The organism is Couchioplanes caeruleus (assembly GCF_003751945.1).
Taxonomy (GTDB): Bacteria; Actinomycetota; Actinomycetes; order Mycobacteriales; family Micromonosporaceae; genus Actinoplanes; species Actinoplanes caeruleus.
This window is the reverse complement of record NZ_RJKL01000001.1, coordinates 8,082,752-8,105,294: the sequence shown is the minus strand read 5'-3', so window position 1 is coordinate 8,105,294 and position 22,543 is coordinate 8,082,752. Positions and strand designations below refer to the sequence as shown.

20 protein-coding genes are annotated in these 22,543 nt (G+C 71.9%); 6 read left to right on the top strand and 14 right to left on the bottom strand.

Going from position 1 to position 22,543, the window contains the following annotated elements; genetic code table 11:
• Positions 1 to 24: 24 nt before the first annotated feature.
• Positions 25 to 1,179 carry an outer membrane protein assembly factor BamB family protein gene (locus EDD30_RS36525; protein ID WP_071805626.1) on the top strand — a complete coding sequence of 385 codons (1,155 nt, stop codon included), beginning with the start codon at positions 25 to 27 and terminating at the stop codon, positions 1,177 to 1,179.
• On the opposite strand, the gene EDD30_RS36520 is transcribed toward EDD30_RS36525, so the two are convergent.
• The 4 genes from EDD30_RS36520 to EDD30_RS36505 are packed head-to-tail and all read right to left on the bottom strand — an operon-like array spanning position 1,167 to position 3,560.
• The gene (locus EDD30_RS36520; RefSeq protein WP_071805625.1) at positions 1,167 to 1,727 is read right to left on the bottom strand and encodes a GNAT family N-acetyltransferase; all 561 of its coding nucleotides are present in this window, start codon (positions 1,725 to 1,727) and stop codon (positions 1,167 to 1,169) included. The genes EDD30_RS36525 and EDD30_RS36520 overlap by 13 nt on opposite strands.
• A gap of 10 nt (positions 1,728 to 1,737) precedes the next feature.
• Positions 1,738 to 2,241, bottom strand: a complete 504-nt coding sequence (locus EDD30_RS36515) for a MarR family winged helix-turn-helix transcriptional regulator (protein WP_071805624.1) — start codon at positions 2,239 to 2,241, stop codon at positions 1,738 to 1,740.
• A gap of 48 nt (positions 2,242 to 2,289) precedes the next feature.
• Positions 2,290 to 2,832 carry a DUF305 domain-containing protein gene (locus EDD30_RS36510; protein ID WP_071805623.1) on the bottom strand — a complete coding sequence of 181 codons (543 nt, stop codon included), beginning with the start codon at positions 2,830 to 2,832 and terminating at the stop codon, positions 2,290 to 2,292.
• A complete protein-coding gene (locus tag EDD30_RS36505) occupies positions 2,829 to 3,560 on the bottom strand; it encodes a lytic polysaccharide monooxygenase (RefSeq protein WP_071805622.1) in 732 nt (243 codons plus the stop codon). The genes EDD30_RS36510 and EDD30_RS36505 overlap by 4 nt, the downstream gene beginning before the upstream one ends.
• A gap of 249 nt (positions 3,561 to 3,809) precedes the next feature.
• Between EDD30_RS36505 and EDD30_RS36500 the strand changes: the two genes are divergently transcribed.
• Positions 3,810 to 4,358, top strand: coding sequence for a DUF2267 domain-containing protein (locus EDD30_RS36500; RefSeq protein ID WP_143162686.1), 549 nt, complete (start codon positions 3,810 to 3,812; stop codon positions 4,356 to 4,358).
• A gap of 3 nt (positions 4,359 to 4,361) precedes the next feature.
• Here EDD30_RS36500 and EDD30_RS36495 read toward each other — a convergent pair whose 3' ends face one another.
• From EDD30_RS36495 to aceA, 3 genes are all read right to left on the bottom strand, one after another.
• Positions 4,362 to 5,834: a mannitol dehydrogenase family protein gene (locus EDD30_RS36495; RefSeq protein ID WP_071805620.1), complete on the bottom strand. Its 1,473-nt coding sequence runs from the start codon at positions 5,832 to 5,834 to the stop codon at positions 4,362 to 4,364.
• Between the two features lie 160 nt (positions 5,835 to 5,994).
• The gene (aceB, locus tag EDD30_RS36490) at positions 5,995 to 7,611 is read right to left on the bottom strand and encodes a malate synthase A (RefSeq protein ID WP_071805619.1); all 1,617 of its coding nucleotides are present in this window, start codon (positions 7,609 to 7,611) and stop codon (positions 5,995 to 5,997) included.
• Between the two features lies 1 nt (position 7,612).
• Positions 7,613 to 8,902: an isocitrate lyase gene (gene aceA, locus EDD30_RS36485; protein WP_071805618.1), complete on the bottom strand. Its 1,290-nt coding sequence runs from the start codon at positions 8,900 to 8,902 to the stop codon at positions 7,613 to 7,615.
• Positions 8,903 to 9,024: 122 nt separating this feature from the next.
• Between aceA and EDD30_RS36480 the strand changes: the two genes are divergently transcribed.
• From EDD30_RS36480 to EDD30_RS36470, 3 genes are all read left to right on the top strand, one after another.
• Entirely contained in the window at positions 9,025 to 10,479 is a 1,455-nt protein-coding gene (locus tag EDD30_RS36480) for a helix-turn-helix domain-containing protein (RefSeq protein ID WP_071805617.1), read from the top strand.
• Between the two features lie 382 nt (positions 10,480 to 10,861).
• Complete coding sequence (locus tag EDD30_RS36475) at positions 10,862 to 11,626, top strand: MBL fold metallo-hydrolase (RefSeq protein WP_071805614.1); 765 nt, start codon at positions 10,862 to 10,864, stop codon at positions 11,624 to 11,626.
• A 31-nt stretch (positions 11,627 to 11,657) separates the two neighbouring features.
• Positions 11,658 to 12,266 (top strand): TetR/AcrR family transcriptional regulator, encoded by a 609-nt coding sequence (locus EDD30_RS36470; RefSeq protein ID WP_071805613.1) that lies wholly within the window; start codon positions 11,658 to 11,660, stop codon positions 12,264 to 12,266.
• 34 nt (positions 12,267 to 12,300) lie between these two features.
• Here EDD30_RS36470 and EDD30_RS36465 read toward each other — a convergent pair whose 3' ends face one another.
• Positions 12,301 to 13,101 carry a DinB family protein gene (locus EDD30_RS36465; RefSeq protein WP_071805632.1) on the bottom strand — a complete coding sequence of 267 codons (801 nt, stop codon included), beginning with the start codon at positions 13,099 to 13,101 and terminating at the stop codon, positions 12,301 to 12,303.
• A gap of 57 nt (positions 13,102 to 13,158) precedes the next feature.
• On the opposite strand from EDD30_RS36465, the gene EDD30_RS36460 reads away from it, so the two are divergent.
• Positions 13,159 to 13,632 (top strand): nitroreductase/quinone reductase family protein, encoded by a 474-nt coding sequence (locus tag EDD30_RS36460; RefSeq protein ID WP_071805611.1) that lies wholly within the window; start codon positions 13,159 to 13,161, stop codon positions 13,630 to 13,632.
• Between the two features lie 70 nt (positions 13,633 to 13,702).
• Here the strand turns inward: EDD30_RS36460 and EDD30_RS36455 are convergent, their stop codons facing one another.
• The 6 genes from EDD30_RS36455 to EDD30_RS36430 form a co-directional block, all read right to left on the bottom strand.
• Positions 13,703 to 15,898 carry a putative bifunctional diguanylate cyclase/phosphodiesterase gene (locus tag EDD30_RS36455; protein WP_342353753.1) on the bottom strand — a complete coding sequence of 732 codons (2,196 nt, stop codon included), beginning with the start codon at positions 15,896 to 15,898 and terminating at the stop codon, positions 13,703 to 13,705.
• Positions 15,899 to 15,976: 78 nt separating this feature from the next.
• Positions 15,977 to 18,229 (bottom strand): putative bifunctional diguanylate cyclase/phosphodiesterase, encoded by a 2,253-nt coding sequence (locus EDD30_RS36450; protein ID WP_071805606.1) that lies wholly within the window; start codon positions 18,227 to 18,229, stop codon positions 15,977 to 15,979.
• Positions 18,230 to 18,271: 42 nt separating this feature from the next.
• On the bottom strand, positions 18,272 to 19,900 hold the full coding sequence (locus EDD30_RS36445) for an acyl-CoA dehydrogenase family protein (RefSeq protein ID WP_211353770.1): 1,629 nt from the start codon (positions 19,898 to 19,900) through the stop codon (positions 18,272 to 18,274).
• A 63-nt stretch (positions 19,901 to 19,963) separates the two neighbouring features.
• Positions 19,964 to 20,464, bottom strand: a complete 501-nt coding sequence (locus tag EDD30_RS36440) for a VOC family protein (RefSeq protein WP_071806082.1) — start codon at positions 20,462 to 20,464, stop codon at positions 19,964 to 19,966.
• 52 nt (positions 20,465 to 20,516) lie between these two features.
• Positions 20,517 to 20,879, bottom strand: a complete 363-nt coding sequence (locus tag EDD30_RS36435; RefSeq protein WP_071806081.1) for a DUF2203 domain-containing protein — start codon at positions 20,877 to 20,879, stop codon at positions 20,517 to 20,519.
• A 189-nt stretch (positions 20,880 to 21,068) separates the two neighbouring features.
• Complete coding sequence (locus EDD30_RS36430; protein WP_084556466.1) at positions 21,069 to 22,514, bottom strand: ATP-binding protein; 1,446 nt, start codon at positions 22,512 to 22,514, stop codon at positions 21,069 to 21,071.
• Positions 22,515 to 22,543 lie beyond the last annotated feature (29 nt).

Sequence of the window (22,543 nt, the reverse complement as noted above, 5' to 3'; positions counted from 1 at the left end):
GGTCGCACCTCCACGATCTTGCACATGCAGCTCAAGCGATGCGCACGCCTCGGCCTGGCCGCGGCGACAGCGTTCCTGACCCTCGGTGCCCTCGCCGCCGCGGCGGCGCCGCCGGAGAACTGGACCCAGGACGGGTACGGCCCCGGCCACACCTTCTACAACCCGTCCGAGTCGGTGATCAACTCTTCCACTGTCGCCAAGCTCAAGACCCGCTGGACGGTGACCCCCAAGGCGGCCGTCGACAGCTGCCCGCTGAACCCGGTCGCCCCGATCGTCGCCGGCGGCCGGATGTACGTCCTGGAGCCGGACGGCAACGGCGTCGGCGCCTACGACACCAGGACCGGCAAGCGGCTGTGGGCGTACTTCGCCGGCTACCTGGAGGCCACCGGCCTCGCCGTGTCGGGCGACACCGTCGTCGTCACCGACATCGCCTGCTACTCGAACAGCAACTACGACAGCAACGTGATCGGCCTCGACGCGGCGACCGGCGCCGAGCGGTGGAGCAGCCTGACCGCGTGGACCACCGACACCGTGGTCGCCGACCAGGGCACGGTCGTCGTCTCCGGCTACTGCGGCACCTGCGACGACGCCGACCACGGCGTCGAGGCGTTCCGGATCTCCGACGGCGCGTCGCTGTGGAGCCGCCCGAACGCCGTGCTCGCCGGGCCGGTCGCCCGCAACGGCCGGATCCTGCTCACACACACCCGTACCCACCTCACCCAGGCGGTCTCCGTCCAGAGCGGCCTGGACCACTGGGGCACCGGCCTGCGGTACACGGCCCGCGCCGCCGACCCGGCTCGCGACCAGTTCTACGTCTCCGGCCCCACCGGCCTGCGCGCCCTGGCGGCCGGCACCGGCAAGACGCTGTGGACGGTGAAGAACGAGGCGGGCGAGCTCGCCACCGACGGGCGGCGCGTCTACGTGGCGTCGGCCGGGCGGATCAACGCGTACGACGCGAAGAACGGCAAGCCGCTGTGGACCCGAGCCCTCAGGACGCCCGGCCACCCGGTCCGTGCCGGCGGCCTGCTCTACGCCACCAGCGGCAAGTCGCTGATGGTGCTGGCGCCGACCAGCGGCAAGACGGTCCGTACGTTCGGCACGGCCACCGATCACGTGGTGGTCGCGGGCGGGCGGCTCCTCGTCACCAACGGGCGGACGGTGAAGGCCTACACGCCGTGATCCTCACCGCTCGGCCGGGCCGCGGCGAGGCTGATCCAGTATCGCCGGACCCGACCGAGCGGGGTGTCGCGCACGTCCTCGCACTCGCCGCCGTTGCCTTCGATCGTGCGGCGCGAGGCCTCGTTCCCGACCTCGCAGGTCAGCAGCACCCGGTCCAGGCCGAGGTCCCGCGCGTACGGCAGCACCTGCCCCAGCGCCCACGAGGCGAGGCCGCGGCGGCGGGCGCCGGGGCGTACGCCGTAGCCGATGTGACCGCCCGCGTCGAGCAGGATGTCGTTGAGCTCGTGGCGCAACGCGATCGCGCCCAGCACCTCGTCGTCCTCGACGATCCACCAGTACGTGCAGTGCACCCAGCCCGCCACGGGCGGGACCGCCGGATCCGACTCGCGCCGCAGCTTGCCGACGAAGGCGGCGAAACCCTCGGCCGTGGCCACCTCGTCCTCGGGGCGCAGCCCCGAGCCGTCCTGATGCACCCCGCGTCCCCACTCGTCGCGCGCGGCGAGCCATTGTGCGTGCAGCCGGGTGGTCGGGGTGATCAAGTGCGCCATGGAAGGCAGGCTAGCGTGGGCCCGGCCGGGCGGCGACCTGATTCGGCTCGGCGGCCTCGAGGCGGGCCAGGACCCGGCGGGCGACCTCGCCGAGCTGGGCCAGCTCCGGGCCGGTGAGGGCGTCCAGGACCAGCGCCCGCACCGCCTCGACGTGGCCGGGGGCGCTGCTGCGCACCTTCTCCCAGCCGGCCTCGGTGAGGACCGCGTTGGTGTAGCGCCCGTCCCGCGGGCACGCGGCACGCTCGACCCAGCCGCGACCCTCGAGGCGCTTGACCACATGGGACAGTCGCGACAGCGACCCGTTGGCCAGCGCGGCGAGGGCGCTCATCCGGCGGGTGCGGCCCGGTGCCTCGGAGAGGTTGGCCAGCACCAGGTACTCGAAGTGGCTCAGACCCGAGTCGCGCTGCATCTGGGCGTCCAGCGCGGCGGGAAGCCGCAGGAGCAGGCCCCCGACCGGCAGCCAGCACTCCAGCTCCTCGGCGCTGAGCCAGCGGGCCCGTGATTCGGCACTCACCCGCTCATCGTACGGGGGGTTTGAAGCTTCAACGAGCGATCGATCGGGCTATGCCAGGGCCAGCAAGCGCCGGATCCAGTCCCGGCGGGTCGTTGTCATCTCCTCGGCGAGCTCCCGCGCGGGCGGATACCGGCCGCCGGCCGACTCCATGCGGCTCACCTCGACGCCGCGGTGCAGATGACCGAGGAGCAGGGCCACCGCCGTACGGTCGAAGTCATCGCCGCGCGCCAGGCTCAGCTCGGCGATGTCGGAGTCCCGGAGGGAATGCAGGTCGCCGTGCCCCGCGTGGGCGTCCGCCGCGGGGTTCGCGGACACCGGTTGCCGCCAGCCGGCCAGCAGGTCCCGCATGGTCCGGGCCTCGGCCCGGCACCGCTCGCGCACCTCGGCCGCGAGCGAGCGCAGCCGCGGATCGGCCGCCCGCTGCGCGGTGGGCCCGGCGACCCGGTCACCCTGATCGGCGTACGCCAGGCCCATCTGCAGGAACATCACATCGGTGGCGCCGTACGCCGGGGCCGGGGCCGGCGCGGGCTCGGACCCGCAACCGGCGACGACCGCCAGCAGGACCGCCGCGACGGTCCGGCGCCAGCTCACATCCGTTCCCACAGGGCGGGGACGTTCGGCGGTTCCCAGCCGGTCAGCGCGGTGTGCGCCTGCCGGCACCGGTACGCCGCCCCGCCGTAGGTGACGGTGTTCCCGGGCGCGTACGCCGCCCCGGCCTGCCAGGTGCCACCGTCCGGCGGCGTCGTCGGCGGGGCGGGCGGCGTGGTGGGCGGCGCCGGTGGGGTCGTGGGCGGCTGACCGCCACCCCCGCCGATGTTGAGGTCGACACAGGAGTAGAAGGCCATCGGGGTGTCGTTGATGTTCCAGCGGGCGAGCAGGGTCTGGCGGCCGTTGAAGCCACCCATGCTGACCGTGTGGGACTTGGTGGCGCCGGGCTGCGCGCCGCCGTCGTGGAAGACGGCCAGCCGGGTGCCGCCGATGAAGTACTCCCACGAGTGGGTGGCGTGCCGGGCGGTGAGCACCCAGTTGAAGGTCACCGTCTTGCCGACGGAGGCGGCCGGCCAGTTCCTGCTGTTGTCGTTGAGGACGGCGAAGCGACTGCCGCCGCCGTTGCACTGCATCGAACCCTTGGGCGCCTCCACGCTCTGCGGCTCGTAGATGATGTCGCCGCAGTTCGCGACGGCACCGCTGGCACAGTTCGCCTGCCGACTGGGTGGCGACGAGACGTACCCGTGTGCCGAGGCGGGGGCCACGGCGACGAAGAGCGACGCGCCGACGGCGGCGATGCTGAGGATGGGAAGGGCGACTCTGCGTCTCATGAAGGGCTCCTCTTCATGGGGGACGGCAGGCCGGGGACGTGGGGGACCCGGCCCACCGCGGGGACGGGACGGCAGGCGTGGGGGCGCCTTCCGGCCGTGGGCCCAACATAAGTTAAAGCTTGTTAACAGTAAATACATCTAACGAAATATTTCGATACATGAGATCGGTCTGCGGACGTTTCCCGATGCGTCCAGTGGGTATTCGGCCGGCCCCGGGGCCGATGACGTCCCCGGAGGAAGGGCGTGGTCATGCATCGCGACGACCTGGTGTCTCACGTACGAGCCCGTGCTCGCCTGCACGGGCGCAACGAGGCGCGGCGCGTCATCCGAGCCGTGCTGCAAGCGTGCCGACAGTTCGTTCCGGACCGGACATTCCAGCAGGTCAATGCCCAGCTTCCCGCCGATGTCGCCGCGCCGGGGAGGGAACACGGCGACGAGCAGCCGAGCGTCGACGGCGACGCGTGCCGCACGCTGATCCGCTCCGTGGCGCGGCGACTGCACGTCGACGAGCCGAACGCCGCGTTCCTGTCCCGGGTCGTCTTCGAACAGCTCAACAACTACTGCCGCGGGGTCACACCCGCGTCGATCGCTCCGTCCCTGCCGGCCGAGGTGCGCCCCCTGCTGGCGGCACGCTCGGACGACCCCGCCCGGCGGTACCGGCTCCTGCTTCCCACACTGGGCTCGGCCGGCGCGGTGCTGGGCGGTCGTGCCGCTCCGCAGGGGGCCGCGCTGACCGCCGCCGTGCCGCCCCCGCGGCCGAGCCGGCCGGACCGCCCGGCCGCGAAGAACCGGGATTGACCTTCAGACGGTCAGATCCTCCAGCGTGGCGCGGGCACCCTTGGTGTGCAGGGAGGCCAGGACGGTCCGGTAGGTCGCGACGAACCGCTCGTCGTCCACGAGGTCGCCGAACAGCTCACGGTTCTCGACGAAGGCGAGCGGCTCGTCGTGCTGTCGCCGGGCGCGCGGCACCAGGCAGTCGCGCAGCCGGTCCACCACCTCGATCGGCTGCCCCTTCTCGTCGACGCCCTCGGCGTAGCGCGCCCAGGAGGCCACCACCGCGGTCGCGCGCAGGATCTCGCCGCCGGTGCGCAGATTGTGGCGGATCACCGGCAGCAACCACTTGGGAATGCGGTCGGAGCTCTCCGCGCACAGCCGCGCCACGGTGTCCTTCACCTGGGCATTGGAGAAACGCTCGATGAGCTGGCGCTGGTACCTGTCCAGGTCGATGCCGGGCACCGGCGCCAGGGTCGGCGTGGCCTCGCGGTCCATGTACGCGAGCAGGAAGCCGGCGAACAGCGGATCCTGTGCCACCTCGTGCACCAGCCGGTAGCCGCAGAGGTAGCCGAAGTAGCACAGCGCCTGGTGGCTCGCGTTGAGCAGGCGCAGCTTCATCAGCTCGTACGGCTCCACATCGGCCACCACCTGCACTCCGGCGTCCTCGAAGGGCGGGCGCCCCAGCGGGAACGCGTCCTCGAGCGCCCACTGGGTGAAAGGCTCGCAGACCACCGGCCACGCATCGTCCACACCGAACCGCCGGCGGACCTCCTCACGGTCCTCGGCGGTGGTCACCGGGGTGATGCGGTCCACCATGCTGTTGGGGAACGCCACGTGCTCCTGCACCCACGCGCCCAGCTCGGGGTCGCGCAGCCTGGCGAACGCGACGAAGCTGCGCCGGGCGGCGTGGCCGTTGCCCTGGATGTTGTCGCAGCTCATGATCGTGAACGGGGCGACACCGCGCGCCCGGCGCCGGGCCAATGCCTCGGTGATCAGCCCGAAGGTCGTCCGGGGCCGGACGCCGGGAACCAGGTCGTGCTGCACGCCGGGATCGTCCGCGAGGAACTCGCCGGTGACCGCGTCGATGTTGTAGCCGCCCTCGGTGACGGTCAGCGAGACGATGCGCACGTCCGGGTCGGCCATCTTCTCGACGACGGCCTCCGGGTCGTCGGGCGCGTACAGATACTCCTTGATGGAGCCGATGACGCGCGGCTCGAGGATGCCGTCCGGCGCCTTGACGACGAGGGTGTAGAGGCCGTCCTGCGCGACGAGCGCGTCGCGCATCCGCTCGTCGAACGGCATGACGCCCACGCCGCAGATCGCCCAGTCCAGGGCCGTGCCGGCGGACATCAGCCGATCGAGATACATCGCCTCGTGGGCCCGGTGGAAACCGCCGACGCCGAAGTGCACGATCCCGGTCCGCAGCGCGGCGCGGTCGTAGGACGGGACGGGCAGATCCGCCGGCAGGGATGACAGGTTCCGGGCAGTGAGCGGCAACATCGGTGTGTCCTCCCAGCGCTGCGAGAAGCCTCGTGGCGACCTCAGCATCGCATCTGGGAGAGAGCCCCGCCGGGCCCCGAGCCCGGCGCCTTTCACACCGTGCGCCAACACGGGCACGGCCCGGCGGCAGATCGCCGCCGGGCCGTGTTTTTCCCGCAGGTCAGACGCTCATGGCAGGGGCCGGCGTGGGCTTGTCCCCGGTCATGTGCCGCAGGTACGCGGGCAGAGTGAGGAACTCCGGACAGGTCCGCTCCGTGAGCAACACGGTGAGCAGGGTGCGGGCCTGCCCGAAGCGCCGGGCGGCGTCCTCGTCGAGAGCGCCCGTCTCCGCGAGGACGTCCAGTTCCTCGCGCAGCATCCGGGTCACCAGTCCGGCCGTGACCGGCACACCGTAGTCGGTCGGGGTGCCGTGAGAGATCCACTGCCAGAGCTGGGCCCGGCAGATCTCCGCGGTCGCCGCGTCCTCCATCAGCCCGCCGAGTGCCACCGCGCCCCGCCCGCCGAGCCAGGCGGCCGTGTAGCGCAGGGCGACGCTGACGTTGTTGCGCAGCGCCACCTCGGTGACCGTGACCGCCGTGGCCCGCACGTCGAGCAACTCCTTGGCGGTCACCCGCACGTCGTCGCGGCGACGCACGAGCTGGTTCGGCTCGAAGCCGAGCCACTGGTCGAAGACCTCCTTGCAGGTCTCGACCAGACCGGGGTGGGCCACCCACGAGCCGTCGAAGCCGTCGCCGACCTCGCGGCGCTTGTCCTGACGCACCTGGTTGAGCGCCCGCTTGGCCGCGACCGGGTCGCGGCTGGGCACGACGGCGGCCATGCCGCCGATCGCGTGGGCGCCACGCTTGTGGCACGTCTGGACCAGCAGTTCCGTGTACGCCCGCATGAACGGCGCGGTCATCGTGACCTGCGAGCGCTCCGGAAGCACCACGTCCGGCCGGTTCTTGATCATGCTGAAGAGGTAGTCCCACCGGCCCGCGTTCAGGCCGGCCGAGTGCTCGCGCAGCTCGTACAGGATCTCTTCCATCTCGAAGGCCGCGGTGATCGTCTCGATCAGCACCGTCGCGCGGATCGTGCCCCGGGGGATGCCGAGCAGATCCTGCGCGAAGACGAAGACGTCGTTCCACAGCCGAGCCTCGAGGTGGCTCTCGAGCTTCGGCAGGTAGAAGTACGGCCCGCTGTCACGTTCGAGCTGACGCCGTCCGCAGTGGAACAGGTACATGCCGAAGTCGAACAGCGACGCCGACACCGCCCGCCCGCCGATGCGCAGGTGGCACTCGGGCAGGTGCCAGCCCCGGGGCCGGACCATGATGGTCGGCATCGTGGCGCCGATCCGGTACTCCTTGCCGTCCGGCGCGGTGAAGTCGAGCTTGCCGTCCAGCGCATCGCGCAGATTGAGCTGACCGAGGATGACGTTCTCCCAGGTCGGCGCGGTGGCGTCCTCGAAGTCCGCCATCCACACCTTGGCACCGGAGTTGAGCGCATTGATGGTCATCTTGCGCTCGGGCGGACCGGTGATCTCCACCCGCCGGTCCGTCAGGTCCTCGGCCGGCGGCGCCACCGTCCACGAGTCATCCCTGCGGATGTGCTCGGTCGACGGCAGGAAGTCCAGCTCGGTGGTGCGGGTGGCGCGCCGGCGACGCCGGCGCTCCAGCAACTGCACCCGGCGGGCGCCGAACTCGCGATCCAGCGCCACGACGAAGTCGATCGCCTCGGGCGTCAGGATCTCGGCGTACCGGCCCCCGCTTTCGCCACAGATGGTGACCTCTTCGGTGCCCATGTCAGAACTGCTCTTCCTCGGTGGAGCCGGACAGCGCGGTGGTGGAGCTCTCCGGGTTCAGCGCGGTCGACACCGCGTCGAAGTAGCCGGTGCCGACCTCGGCCTGGTGCTTGGTCGCGGTGTAGCCGTCGGTCTCGGCCGCGAACTCGGCCTCCTGCAGCTTCACGTACGCGCTCATGCCGGTGGTCGAGTAGCCCTTCGCCAGCTCGAACATCGAGTGGTTCAGGGCGTGGAAGCCGGCCAGCGTGACGAACTGGAACTTGTAGCCCATCGCGCCGAGCTCCTTCTGGAACCGGGCGATCGTGGAGTCGTCCAGGTTGCGCTTCCAGTTGAACGACGGCGAGCAGTTGTACGCCAGCATCTTGCCCGGGTGCTTGGCGTGCACGGCCTCGGCGAACCGCTTGGCGAACTCGAGGTCCGGCTTGCCGGTCTCGACCCAGAGCAGGTCGGCGTAGTCGGCGTACGCGACGCCACGGGCGATCGCGGCGTCCTCGCCCGGACGGACCCGGAAGAAGCCCTCCGCGGTGCGCTCACCGGTCAGGAACGGCTTGTCACGGTCGTCCACATCGGTGGTCAGCAGGTCCGCGGCGAGCGCGTCGGTGCGGGCGATGACCAGGGTGGGGACGCCGGCAACGTCGGCCGCGAGGCGGGCCGCGTTCAGCGTACGGATGTGCTGCTGGGTCGGGATGAGCACCTTGCCACCCAGGTGGCCGCACTTCTTCTCGGAGGCGAGCTGGTCCTCCCAGTGCACGCCCGCGGCGCCGGCGGCGATCATCGCCTTCATCAGCTCGAACGCGTTGAGCGGGCCACCGAAGCCGGCCTCCGCGTCGGCCACGATCGGCGCGAACCAGTCCTTCTCGTGGCGGCCCGCGGCCACCTCGATCTGGTCGGTGCGCAGCAGCGCGTTGTTGATCCGGCGCACCACGGCCGGCACCGAGTTGGCCGGGTAGAGGCTCTGGTCCGGGTAGGTGTGGCCGGAGAGGTTCGCGTCGGCCGCCACCTGCCAACCGGAAAGGTAGATCGCCTTCAGGCCGGCCCGGACCATCTGCACGGCCTGGCCGCCGGTGAGGGCGCCGAGCGCGTTGATGTAGTCCTCGGAGTGCAGCAGGTCCCAGAGCTTCTGGGCGCCGCGCTCGGCGAGAGTGTGCCGTTCCTGGAGGCTGCCACGAAGACGCACGACGTCCTGCGCGGTGTAGTCGCGCTTGATGCCGAGCCATCGGGGATCGCCGGCCCAAGCCCGAGTGAGGTCCGCGGCGGTACCGCCCCTGACGTCGGTCAGCTGATCAGTCATCTCAAGTTTCCTTTCCAGCCCTGCTCCGTGCGGGAAGAACTCGACTCTCGCGCACCGCGCAACCCCTCGCGTATGGGTTTGTGACGAGAAGAATTGGATTTCTTCTGCTAACGTAAAAACCCGTGACGGCTTCATCTTCGGAAGGCTCGGTCGACCTCGTGACCCTCGGCCAGCGGCTGCGGCACCTGCGACGGTCGAAGAACATGACCCTCGACCAGCTCAGCGCGGCGGTCGGCCGGGCACCCTCGCAGCTCTCCCTGATCGAGAACGGCAAACGCGAGCCGAAGCTCAGCGTCCTGCAGGCGATCGCGGCAGCGCTGGGCGTACCGATGCAGGATCTGCTGCGGCCCGAGGCGCCGAGCCGGCGCGCCGGGCTGGAGATCGAGCTGGCCCATTTCCAGCGGGAGCCGGCCTACCAGGCGCTCGGCCTCCCCCTCGTGCGCGGCGGCCGGCGACTGCCCGCCGACGCCCTCGAGTCGCTGATCGGCCTGCACCGCGAGCTGACTCGGCTGCTGACCGAGCAGAGCGCGACCCCCGAGGTGGCCCGGCGGGCCAACCAGCAACTCCGCGAGCAGATGCGCGAACGCGACAACTACTTCCCTCACATCGAGGAGGCCGCGGCGAAGATCCTGCAGTCGGTCCGGCACACCACCGGCCCGCTGTCTCAGCGCGGCATCCTGGACATCGCGGTACAACTCGGCTTCACCCTGCACTACGTGCCCGACCTGCCGGACTCGACCCGGTCGGTCACCGACCTGCGCAACCGACGCATCTACCTGCCGCAGGTGGCGAGCAACAAGGGCCACGACCCGCGCGCCGTGGTCCTGCAGACACTGGGCCACTTCGTGCTCGGCCACGAGGACCCGTCGGACTACGGCGACTTCCTGCGCCAGCGGGTGGAGGCAAACTACTTCGCGGCGGCGCTGCTGATGCCGGAGAAGTTCGCCGTCGACTTCCTGCGCGACGCCAAGGCGGACCGGGCCCTGGCGATCGACGACTTCCGCGACGCCTTTGGCGTCTCGTACGAGACGGCGGCCCACCGCTTCACCAACCTGGCGACCCACCACTTCGGCATCCCGGTCCACTTCTGCCGGGTCCACGAGAGCGGCACGGTGTACAAGGCGTACGAGAACGACGGCGTGCGCTTCCCCTCGGACGTCACCGGCGCGATCGAGGGCCAGCCGGTGTGCCGCAACTGGGCCTCACGCACGGTCTTCCAGGCCGACGACCCGTACTCGTCCTTCTACCAGTTCACCGACACCGTGGGCGGCACGTACTGGTGCACGGTGCACGTCGAGTCGACCCGCTCGGGCGAGTTCTCGGTGACGGTGGGAACGCCGTACGAACACGCCCGCTGGTTCCGCGGCGGCGACACGACCCGGCGCACGGTGTCCCGCTGCCCCGACCCGGACTGCTGCCACCGCCCACCCGCCACCCTGGTGAAGCAGTGGGCGGGGCACGCGTGGCCGAGCGCCCGCGTACACTCCCACCTGCTCGCCGCACTCCCCCCGGGCACCTTCCCGGGCGTCGACGCCCAGGACGTCTACGAGTTCCTGGAGCGCCGCGCCCAGGACTGACGCCGACCGCCGGATACCGCACGCACATGGGCCGTCGAAACTCGCTGTCACTGGCGACGTCCGCAGTCACTTTCCGTGCGTGAGACAGTTCGAGATCTGTCGGACCGCGTCCGGGCAGGCCGCGGCCATGCAGCGCTACCGGGCACCGTTGGGCACCGGACCCGCTCCCGGACGAGACGCCGACCGTCCACATCGAAGCCGGCGACACGTGAGGGGCGGTCCCCCGACCCCGAATTCGCAAGTTCGCCCTGTGACCCGCGCCCTGGAGGCAACCCCGTAGTTGACCGATCAGTCAACAGCCTTCTAGGGTGAGTTGACTGATCGGTCAAGCGCTGCGCGCACAGTTGACCGACCAGTCAACTCATCGAGGAGAGGAACACCCATGGGAGAGCGCAAGACCAAGGTGGTCGCCGTGCCGGTTGCGGGAAGTCACCACATCAACACTTATCTGGTGATCGGGAGGCGGCCGATCCTCGTCGACGCGGGCATTCCGGGCAGCGCCCGGCGGATCCACGAGGGCATCACCCGGCACGGCGTCGACCCTGCGGACCTGGCGCTGATCGTGCTCACCCACGCCCACCTCGACCACTTCGGTGCGGCGGCCGAGTTGCGGCGGCTGACCGGGGCTCCCGTGGCCGGGCACGCCGCCGACGCCGCGCAGTACCGCAGCGGCCGGGTCCGCAAGCCGTACCTACCCACCGGGCCGATGGGGCGGCTCATGGCGCGGGCCCGCGCGCTGCACGTGCGTGCCGAGCCGCTCGAGCCGGACATCCTGCTCGACGGGCCGGCATCGCTCGGCGAGTTCGGCGTCGACGGCCGCATCATGCCCACCCCCGGGCACACGGCCGGGTCGGTGTCGGTCCTGACGGACGCCGGCGACCTGGTCGCGGGCGACCTCATCGCCGGTTCCTTCATGGGGCTCCTCCCCCGCCGCCCCGCCAATCCGCCGTTCCACGACGATCCGGCGGGCAACCTGGCCAGCCTGCGGGCGATGCTCGCGCTGCGGCCACGGACGCTGCACGTCGGGCACGGCGGCCCCCTCGACCCCGGCCGCGCCGCCGGCTGGGCCGCCCGGGAACAACGGCGCCTGGACCGGCTGGCGCGCCGGGGGCGGCTGACCCGGCGCCCGGCCGAGCTGGACGCGTAAAGTTCGGCGCGGCTGCAAAGGAGGCGCCGAGATGGCGAACGACACCCGCGAACGCATCGTCGCGGTGGCTCGGGATCTGGTGCACGGCGCCTCGCTCGCGCAGGTCAGCACCGAGGACGTCTGCAAGGCCGCGGGCGTCCACAAGGGCAGCCTCTACCACTTCTTCCCGTCCAAGAACGCGCTCGCCGCCGCGGTGCTGGACCGGAACTGGGACATGATGAGCACGGTGCTGGAGGAGGCCTTCGCCGACGACGTCGGCCCCCTGGCGCGCATCGACCGGTTCGTCGACAGCTTCGCCGGAATGCTCGCACTGATGCGGCAGCGCATGGGCGCCACCCCCGGTTGCCCGCTGGGGGGTCTCGCCGCGGAGATGGCCGGCCTGGGTGACGACTCCCGCGCGCAGGTCACCCGAATCCTGGCCGGCTGGACGCGGTACTTCACCTCGTCCATCGGCGAGGCGAGGGACCGCGGCGAGATCGACCCGGCCACCGATCCCGGCGAGGCCGCGATGCGGCTGCTGGCCCACCTGCAGGGCTACGCCCTGATGGCGAAGGCGTACGACGACCCGGACGTACTCCGCCACGCCAAGCCCGGCCTACGGATGCTCCTCGGCGCCCGCCCACCCGCGGAGCAGCCGTGAGCCCGGGATCCGGCGGCCCGGCGGTCGCCGGGTGTCAGCCCGACTCCAGGATCTGCAGGTCGCGTTCGGCGTAGAGGCGGTGTTCCCATTCCTCGGTGAGGATGCAGAGCAGGCATTCGCGCACCGGGAAGCTGAAGGAAGCGGGCCAGCCCGGCGCCTCGACCGGTTCGGTGTGGCCGTTCAACGTCTCGTCGCTGAGGCCGTCCATGACCCGGCGCACGGTGGCCATCCGGTCCCGGCGCAGTGACAGCATCACCTCCAGGCCGGGGCGGACCGTGCGGTCGCGGGGTATCCCGGGGGTGTCGGGCATCTCGTCCCACGGCAGGTCCAGCGGATCCCAGGGCGACGGGTCGCCGAGGATCACCCGCCGGATCCAGGAGTCGGTGGCGAACACCAGGTGCCGCAGGGTCTCGATAAAGGACCATTCACCGTCGACCGACTCGTGCAGCAGCGCGGGGTCGAGGCGGCGGGCCCGTTCGACCGTCCCCGTCCACAGGCGCTCGACGACGTCCCAGGCCCGGCGGAAACCGTCCGCGTCGACCGGGCGCATCGCGGCCCGTTCGGGATAGCGCCGGTCGAGCTCGGCGTTCACGTACCCGCTGACCTCGACGCCGTTGATGGTCAGGGTGCCGAGCTCGCCGTAGATGTCGACACCCTCCAGCCGGGCTCCGCGCAGGACGGCGCCGCTGAGGTCCACGCCGTGGAAGCGGGCGTCGATGAGGTCCGTGGCGCGGAACTCGGCGCCGTTCAGTGTGATACGCCGGAAGCGCGAGCCGGCCAGGTCCACGCCCTCGAAACGGGAACCCCGGAGATCGTCACCGACGAATTCGGCCATGGCCACGACCCTAACGTCAACTTCGGGTCTGTGGCGGCCGGGGACGATACTGAGCGGATGTCGCGTTACACCGCCCTCCTGCGGCGCCTCGGCAGCCAGCGCTGGTTCGCCTCCCTCGGCCGGCGGCTGGCACCGCTGGACGGCCGGCTCTACCGGCTCACCGGCGGCCGCTGGTCCGTGATCGGCCGCCACGAGCTTCCCTCGCTGCTGATCACCACGACCGGGCGGAAGTCCGGCCTGCCCCGTACCCATCCGCTGCTGTACGCCACCGACGGCGACGCGTACGTGGTGATCGGCTCGAACTGGGGCCAGGCGCACCACCCGGCCTGGTCGGCGAACCTGATCGCGCACCCCGCCGCCCGGGTGACCCTCGGCGACCGGGAGTTCGGCGTACGGGCGGCGCTGACCACCGGCGCCGAACGCGACCGGCTCTGGCGGATGCTGCAGGGGATCTGGCCGGGCTACGCCTCCTACGCCGAGCGGGCCGACGGCCGGGAGATCCGGATCTTCCGGCTGGTGCGCTCGGACTGATGCGGCGGGGACCGGGCGGGGCCGGGCCGAGGCCGGGCCGAGGCGGCGGGGACCGGGCCGGGCCGCGATCCTAGACCGCGCCGGTGACCGGGATGGTGAACGACGGCTCTGCGGCCGGCCGGCCGAAGTGGTAGCCCTGCGCCAGCTCGTAACCGAGCCGGTGCAGCTCGGCGGCCTGTTCCGCGGTCTCCACGCCCTCGGCCACGGCGGTCAGGCCGAGTCCGGCGCTGACCTGGATCAGCGCCGTGGCGATGACCGCGTGCCGGCCGGCCATGGTGATGGTGTCGACGAAGGACTTGTCGACCTTGATCACGTCGACGGGGACGGTCTGCAACAGGCCGAGCGACGAGTGGCCGGTGCCGAAGTCGTCGAGGGCGATGGCCACGCCCAGGTCGTGCACGTCCTGCAGGGACTGCACGGCCTGACCCCCGCCGAACACCGCGGTCTCGGTGACCTCGACGGCGAGCCCGTTCGCGGGCAGTCCGGTCTCCCGCAGCACGGCCGCCACCATCGCGGCGAAGCCGGGCTCGGCGAGCTGGCGGGCCGACACGTTGACGCTCATCCGCATCGGGGCCGCGGCGCCGTGCTGCGCGCGCCACAGGACCGCCTGCGTGCAGGCCGTACGCATGATCCATTCGCCGAGCTCGACGATCAGGCCGTTGCGTTCGGCGGCGGGGATGAAGCGGTCCGGCGGGATCATGCCGCGCTCCGGGTGGTCCCAGCGCACCAGCGCCTCGACGGCGACGGTCTCCCCGGCCGGAAGCGACACGATCGGCTGGTAGACGACCCGGAACTGCCCGGCGTCCAGGGCGGTGCGCAGCTCGGCCCCGATCCGGGCCTGCTCGTCCGACGTCTCGTCGAGGTCGGGGGTGTAGCGGCGCGGCCGGTCGTGGGCGGCCTTGGCGGCGTACATGGCGACGTCGGCACGGCGCATCACCTCGTACGGGTCGCTCGTGCCGTCCCCGCAGGTGACGCCGATGCTGGCGCCGACGAGCAGCTCGTGCTCGCCGGCGGTGACCGGGACGCCGAGCGCCTCCGCGAGGCGGGCCACGATCTTGTCGGCCTCGGCATCGGTCATGTCCGGCATCAGCACGGCGAACTCGTCCCCGCCCATCCGCGAGACCAGGACGTCGGCGGGCAGTGCGGCGCGCAGCCGGTGCGCGACCACGGTGAGCAGGCGGTCGCCGACGCCGTGGCCGAGCCGGTCGTTGACGCCCTTGAAGTCGTCGAGGTCGAGCAGCGCCACCTGGATCCGCCCGGCCGCGAGGGCGGTGCCGAGCGCCTGCTCGAAGCGGCGCCGGTTCGCCAGCCCGGTGAGGTCGTCGGCCATGGCCAGGTTCTCGAGCTGGTCCGCCTGGCGCTGGACCTCGCCGACGAAGCCCGACATGCGCACCACGACGAGCAGGAAGAGCAGCACCGCGCCGCCGGCGATGGTGAGCCGGTCGACCTCGTCGGCGCCGATGCCCGGGATGAAGAGCAGGCCGGGCGCGAGCAGCGAGCACACGGCCAGCAGCACCAGCCGGGCCCGGCCGACCCGCGCACCGCTGGTGTGTTCCGCGGCCGTGCCGGCGCCCCGCATCGAGGGGTGCAGCGCGGCGGCCGCCCAGCAGATGTAGGACCCCAGCCAGCCGGCGTCCAGGATCGAGATCTCGACCTCGACGTACAGCTCGACGAGCGAATAGATGACGTCGCTGACGAGCAGCAGCAGCGCGGCCAGGCCGAGCAGCCGGACGCTGGGCGACAGGCGGCCGACGCCGGTGTAGAAACGGGCCAGCATGGCCAGCAGCAGCGCGTCCGCGGCGGGATAGGCGACGCCAACGACCCGCTCCATGGTCGTCGCGCTCGAGTCGGCGGCGACCGGGTGCATCACGAACACCCAGAACACCAGGCCGAGACCGATCGCCACGATGGCGGCGTCGACCAGGGCCGCGATGTCGCGGACGCCCCGCTTCCGATCGCGGATCAGCATCAGCATCCCGGCCACGAGCATCGGGTACGCGCTGAGATAGACGTAGTCCGCCGGCGAGGGGTACGGATCCTGCTTCAGGACGTACAGGTAGTACTCCCACACCAGGTCGCCGACGACCCAGGTGAACTGCCCGGCGGCGAACCAGTACCACATCGCCGGGCGGTGGGCCCGGTTCAGTCGCACGCCGGTGATGATCAGCGCGGTGGAGGCCAGGCCGATGGCGTCGTACCCGAGGTTCGAGGCGAGCCCGTCGGGAGGCAGCAGGAAATAGCCGGCCGTGGCCAGTGACCCCGTCACCAGCCAGACCCACCACAACCGTTCGCGCCGCACACCTTGCCATCGGCCGCGCCGGGTTTCAGATGAGGTGTCCATGGGCTAGGAGACCGTCGCCACGCCGGTGCCCGCGACCACGCCGGTGCCGTGGAAGCGGGGTTCCGCGGACGGCTCGCCGAAGAGGTGGCCCTGCGCGAAGCGGTAGCCGATCCGGTGCAGCTCCGCGGCCTGCTCGGCGGTCTCCACCCCCTCGGCCACCGCGGCCAGCCCGAGGCCGTCGCTGACCTGCAGAAGCGCCGTGGCGATGACCGCGTGCCGGCCGGTCCGGGTGATCGAGGCGATGAAGGACTTGTCGACCTTGATGACGTCGACGGGGACGGCCTGCAGCAGACCGAGCGAGGAGTGGCCGGTGCCGAAGTCGTCGAGGGCGACGGGCACACCCAGGGCGCGCAGGTCGTCGAGCGCCCGTACCGCCTCACCGCCGTGGATGAGGGCGGTCTCGCTCACCTCGAGGGTCAGGTGGTCAGCGGGCAGGCGGGTCTCGGCCAGAGTGGCCGCGACCAGCGCCGGGAAGCCGGGGTCCGCGAGCTGACGGTCGGAGACGTTGACGTGCAGACGCCCGGGCGCGGCCGCGCCGAGCGTCCGCAGCCAGCCGGCGGCCTGCGCGCACGCGGTCCGCAGGATCCAGTCGCCGAGCTCGATGATGAGGCCGCTGCGCTCGGCGACCGGCAGGAAGTCGGCCGGCGCGACCGTGCCGCGTACGGGATGGTCCCAGCGCACCAGCGCCTCGACGGCGACCATCCGGTGGTCGGGCAGGGAGACGACGGGCTGGTAGACGAGGTGGAACTGACCCTCGTCGAGGGCGGTGCGCAGCTCCGCCCCGGTCCGGGCCTCCTCGGCCGCCTGGACGTCCAGGTCGGGGCTGTAGCGCCGGTGCCGCTCGCCGGCCTGCTTGGCGGCGTACATCGCGACGTCCGCGCGGCGCAGCACCTCGTAGCCGTCGGCGGTGTCCTCGCCGTCCGCGGTGCCGATGCTGGCACCGACGAGCAGGTCCTGACCCTCGAGCGTGATGGGCTCGCGCAGCGCGGTGGCGATCCGGCCGACGATCTGGTCCATGACGGCCACCGATCCGCCGGGCACGAGCACCGCGAACTCGTCGCCGCCCATCCGCGCGACCAGGTCCCCGTCGCGCAGCGCGCCGAGCAGGCGGCCCGCGACCACCTCGAGCAGCCGGTCGCCGACCGCGTGCCCGAGCCGGTCGTTGACGTCCTTGAAGCCGTTGAGGTCGAGCACCGCCACCTGCGGCGAGCCGGAGGCGACGGCCGTACCGAGGCGCCGCTCGAAGACCCGGCGGTTGGGCAGCCCGGTCAGGGCGTCGCGCAGGGCGAGGTCCTCGAGCTGACCGGCCTGGCGCTGGATCTGCGTCACGAACCCGGACATGCGGGCAAGGACCAGCAGGAACAGCAGCACGGCGCCGACGCCGATCGCCGGCCAGCTGATCGCGCCCGAGCCGGTCGCGCCCTCGATGAACAGCAGCGCCGGAACCAGCAGCGTGCAGGCCGCCAGCAGGACCAGCCGGCCCCGGCCCAGACGCTGGTCGACCGTGCGCGGTTGCTGGGCCGCTGCGCCGGCCGAGCGGTGCAGGGCGGCGGCGCCGTAGAACACGTTGCCCACCATCCAGCCCGCCGAGATCGAGCCGTCCAGCGTGGGAGCGTACACGGAGACGAGCTGGAACGCCACGTCGGAGAGGAGCATGGCGGCGGTGCCGGCGGTGATGAGCATGAGGCTGGCGGAGGCCCGGCCGGAGCGGGTCAGCAGCCGGGCCACGAGCGCGAGCAGCAGCAGGTCGAAGGCCGGGTAGGCGGCCCCGATCAGGCGTTCCAGCGGCGGGATGGATCCGTCGGCGGCGACCGGGCCGATGACGAACACCCACCACACCAGCCCCAGCCCGGTGGCGATGATCGCGGCGTCGAGCCGTCCGGCCAAATCGCGCAGGAGCCGGCCGCGCGCGAGCATGACCGTGCTCAGGATCAGCAGCGGGCACGAGGCGAGGTAGAAGACGTCCGCCAGCGACGGGAACGGATCCCGGTGCAGCACGTGCAGGTCAATGTCGTAGCTGATGTCGCCGGCCATCCGGAAGAACACCGAGCCGGCGAAGGCGTACCAGGCCAGCCGCAGTTCAGGCCGGTTGCGCCGGATGCCGGCGAGGACCGCCACCAGGGTGGCGGCCGCCAGCACGTCCCAGAGCCAGGCGCCGGAGACGGTGTCGGCGCCCAGCAACGGGTACGCGACGCAGGCCAGCAGCCCCGCTGCCGTCCACGCCGCGACCGTCCGGTCGACCCGTACGCTCCGCACGCCAGGTCATCGGCGGTAGCCTGCGGCACCTGAGGTTTCGGTTCACCCGGGCGCGGCGCGCTCCAGCAGGACGTCGGCGGCCGAACCGGACGGCAGAGTGCCGAAGGTACGGCCCCAGTCGCCGGCGAGCCGGGTCGCGCAGAAGGCGTCCGCGACCTCGGCGGGGGCGTGGCGCACCAGCAGCGAACCCTGCATCACCACCGCCATGCGCTCCACGGCGCGGCGGGCCTGGAACTCCAGGTCGTCGCCGCCGAGCAGGGCGGTCAGGCCCGCCGCGGCTTCGTCGAGGCGCCGGTCCGCACCCGCGGCCGCCGCGATCTCCGCCCGGAACGCCTCCAGGCTGCCCGGATCGCGGCGCAGCGCCCGCAGCACGTCCAGGGCCTGCACGTTGCCGGAGCCCTCCCAGATCGAGTTCAGCGGGGCGTCACGATACAGCCGGGGCAGGCCGGACTCCTCGACGTAGCCGTTGCCGCCGAGGCATTCGAGGGCCTCGCCGACCACGGCCGGCTGGCGCTTGCACACCCAGTACTTGCCGACCGCCACGGCCAGGCGGCCGAAGGCACGTTCGCTGTCGTCCCCGCGTACACCCCGGTCGACGGCCCCGGCCAACCGCAGGGCCAGCGCCGTCGCCGCCTCGGTCTCCACCGCCAGGTCGGCGCAGACGTTGCGCATCAGCGGCTTGTCGATCAGCCGGCCGCCGAAGGCGGACCGGTGCCGCACGTGGTGCAGCGCCTGGACCAGCGCCCCCCGCATCCCGGACGCCGAGCCGGTCACGCAGTCGAGCCGGGTCATCGCGACCATCTCGATGATCGTGCGTACGCCCTGGCCCTCGTCGCCGACCCGCCACGCCACGGTGTCGTCGAACTCGGGCTCGCTGCTGGCGTTGCTGCGGTTGCCCAGCTTGTCCTTGAGCCGTTGAATCCGGAACGTGTTGCGCTCCCCGCCCGGCAGCACCCGTGGCACCAGGAAGCACGTCAGCCCCGCCGGCGCCTGGGCCAGCACGAGGAACAGGTCGCACATCGGCGCACTGGTGAACCACTTGTGGCCGCACAGCCGATAGGTGCCGTCGGCGGCGGGGGTGGCGGTGGTCGAGTTCGCCCGGACGTCCGAGCCTCCCTGCTTCTCCGTCATGCCCATGCCGGCGAGCAGGCCCCGCTTGGCCAGCGGCGTCCGCAGCCCCGGGTCGTACGCCCGGCTGGTGAGCAGCGGCTCGTACGCGGCGGCCAGCTCCGGCGCGTGACGCAGGGCGGGAACCACGGCGTACGTCATCGAGACCGGGCACGAATGACCGGCCTCGACCTGACTCCACACGAACAGCCCGGCGGCCCGCGCCACGTGCGCACCCGGCCGCGGATCGGCCCACGGCGCCCCGGCCAGCCCCTCGCCCACCGCGACGTCCATCAGCCGGTGCCAGGACGGGTGGAACTCCACCTCGTCGAGGCGGTGACCGTAGCGGTCGTGGGTCGCGAGGCGCGGCTCGTGCCGGTTGGCCTCGTCGGCCCACCGCTGCGGCTCCGCCTCCCCGGCCAGCTTGCCGAGCCGGTGCAGGTCACCGGCGGCCCATCCGGCACCCTCCCGCTCGACCGCCCCGAGCAAGGCCACATCGGCGGCGACGTCGTAGCCGACGAGCGGCGGGGGCTGGTTGACGACCTCATGCGTGGAAGCGCTCACGCGCCGAATCTAGACCGGATCGACGCCCGTCGCGACCACCGGTACCACCGCGCGCCGCTCACCTCACCGCGTCGCCAGCGACTTGAGCGCCGTGTCCAGGGTGGCGAACACGGCATCCGAGCCACCGTCCCAGCTCGGAGCCGGATCGGGCTGCCCGGGCGCGGGCTCCCACAACCACCAGATGTTCTGCCAGGGATCGAGCATCCTGCCGAGGGTCGATTCACCGTAGAACGGGGTCGGTTCGGTGATCGTGGTGGCGCCCCGATTCCGGGCACGATCCAGCACCGTGGCCACGGCACGAACCCAGATCTGCAGCAGACCCGGGCGTAGAGGCCAGCCGTCGAGCCGATCGGCGGCCATCAAATCGACGCTACCGAGTCGCAACTGCGCATGGATGAGCCTGCCGTCAGGCATCGGTGTTCTCGCCTCGACGGTCTCGTCCACACCGAACACGTCGGATACGAAGTCGACGAAGCCGGCCGCGTCGTCCACGATCACGAACGGATTGAGCACGGCGCCGGCGGCGGGAACCGAATCCCGCGGAAGCAGAATCTCACTAGTCATGGTGCGAAGCCTCGCACCGAATCAGGTCAGTTCCTGACCGCGCCCGGGTTCCTCACGGGAGCCGGCGGCGGCCGGCGAAGCCGAGGTCGAGGCGGTGGAACCAGGAGAGTTCCGCCTCGCCCTCCAGCCAGCACAACAGCACCGGTACGCCGTCGAGGTCGGCGGGGAAGTCGACGAGCAGCGGCGCCACGCCCTTCAGCACCGCTCCGGTCTGCTGGATCTGCGTCATCAGCTCATCGAGCCGGGCCTCCGCGGCCTTGCGCTCGGCGAGGCCGCCGAGCGCGGTCGGCTCTCCCCCGACGGTCAGGGCGGCGGTCAGTTCGACCATGTCCGCCCGCACGACGACGATCTCCTCGAGCACCGGCCGCAGCCGGGCCAACTCCTGGCGTGCCTCCGCCGGCGTGAAGAGCCCCATGGTGAGAGTCTGTCACCCGGGGGCGGCCGGCCGAGCTCATGGATGCCATCTCGTTCTGCCCTGGTTCGCAGGAACCGACGGACACACGGGGCGGGATGCGCGGGAAATCACCGCGGAACGAGCTTGCTTCGCGTTGAATCCGAGGCGCTTCGGGCAGCCGAGTAGGCGCCGGCGGCGCGAAGGAGGCGGTCAGCGCTGGCCGAGGAGGTCCCGGACGCTCGCGGTCAGGTCGCGCTGGCTGATCGGGTCGACCATGCCGCCGGTGCGGGCGTCCTGCATCGCCTTGGCGAGCTGGACCCGGCGCAGCGCCTCCTTGATGTCCGCGCCCGTCATGCCGTGGCTGAGGCGGCCGAGCTCGCCCAGGTCGAGGTCGCCCGCGAACATCGTGAAGCCGGGCTCCTCGTGGGCCGCCGCGAGCTGGGCGATCATCTTGCGGAAGATCTCCGCGCGGCCGGCCTCGTCGGGTTTCGGTACGGAGATCTTCACGTCGAACCGGCCCGAGCGGATGAGGGAGTCGTCGACGCGGTGCGGGAAGTTGGTCGTCGCGACCACGATGACGGCCGGGTTGGCCTCGATGAGGTCGTTCATCTCCTGCTTGAAGATGCCCGCCACCGCGTTGATCGCCTGGCTGGCCGCGTCGCCGCCGGCGCCGGCGTAGCTGATGATCGAGTCGAACTCGTCGAAGAGCAGCAGCGTCGGCACGCGGTAGCGGCGGGCGTCGCGGAAGATCTGCTTGATGTTGCGTTCCGAGCCGCCCAGCCACTTGTCGAGGATCTCGGGCGTACGGATCTCACGGAAGTCGGCACCGATCTCGTTCGCCAGCGCCCGCGACAGCATGGTCTTGCCGGTGCCGGGCGGCCCGTACATGAGGATGCCCTGCGGCCGTCGCGCGCCCCAGCGGGCCATCGCCTCGGGGTGGCGGAACGACACCGCGATCTGCCGCAGCTGCGCGACCACGTCGGCGAGGCCGCCGACCTGGTCGAGGGTGACCTCCTGGGTGGTGGTCACGACCGTCGGAATGTTCTCGCGGGTCACCAGGTAGCGCCGCCCGGCCAGCGGTTGCGTGGACGGCGGCAGCAGCTCGGTCACGGCCTGCAGTACCAGCCGGACCATGGCGGTGAGGTGCTCGGGGGTCACCTCGTCGCGCGGCACCTCGGCACGCAGGCGCACCACGCTGCCGCCGGCCTCGTGGGTCACCGCCGCCTGCAGGCCGGCGGCCGCGTCGGCCAGGACCGCCGTCTGCGACTCACGCTCGGTGGGGCGGTCGAGACCCAGTTTCCGGTACGCCGCCACGGCCACTGTCCCGACACCGTCCACGATGCGGGTGGCGATGGGATCCCCGGCGGCGATGCGCTTGGCGAGCAGCGTGCCGACCGGATCGTTGCCGAGCACCACGGCGCGGATGCGTTCCTTGTCCGGGATGTCGCCGGTCGTGGTGCCGATCTCGGCGGCGAACACGTGCACCGGGCCGGCCGGGGTGTCGGCACTGGACACGGTCAGCTCGACCCGGCGTACGGGCGGCGGGAACGCGGCCCGGCGCAGCAGCTCCACCGGGTTGACCCGGGCGGCGGCGAGGATGGTGCCGGCCTCGACGATCTCCACGGTGGCCCCGGCGTACTCGAAGGACACGGTCATGGCGGCCCCCTCCCGCATCCCAGGATGAC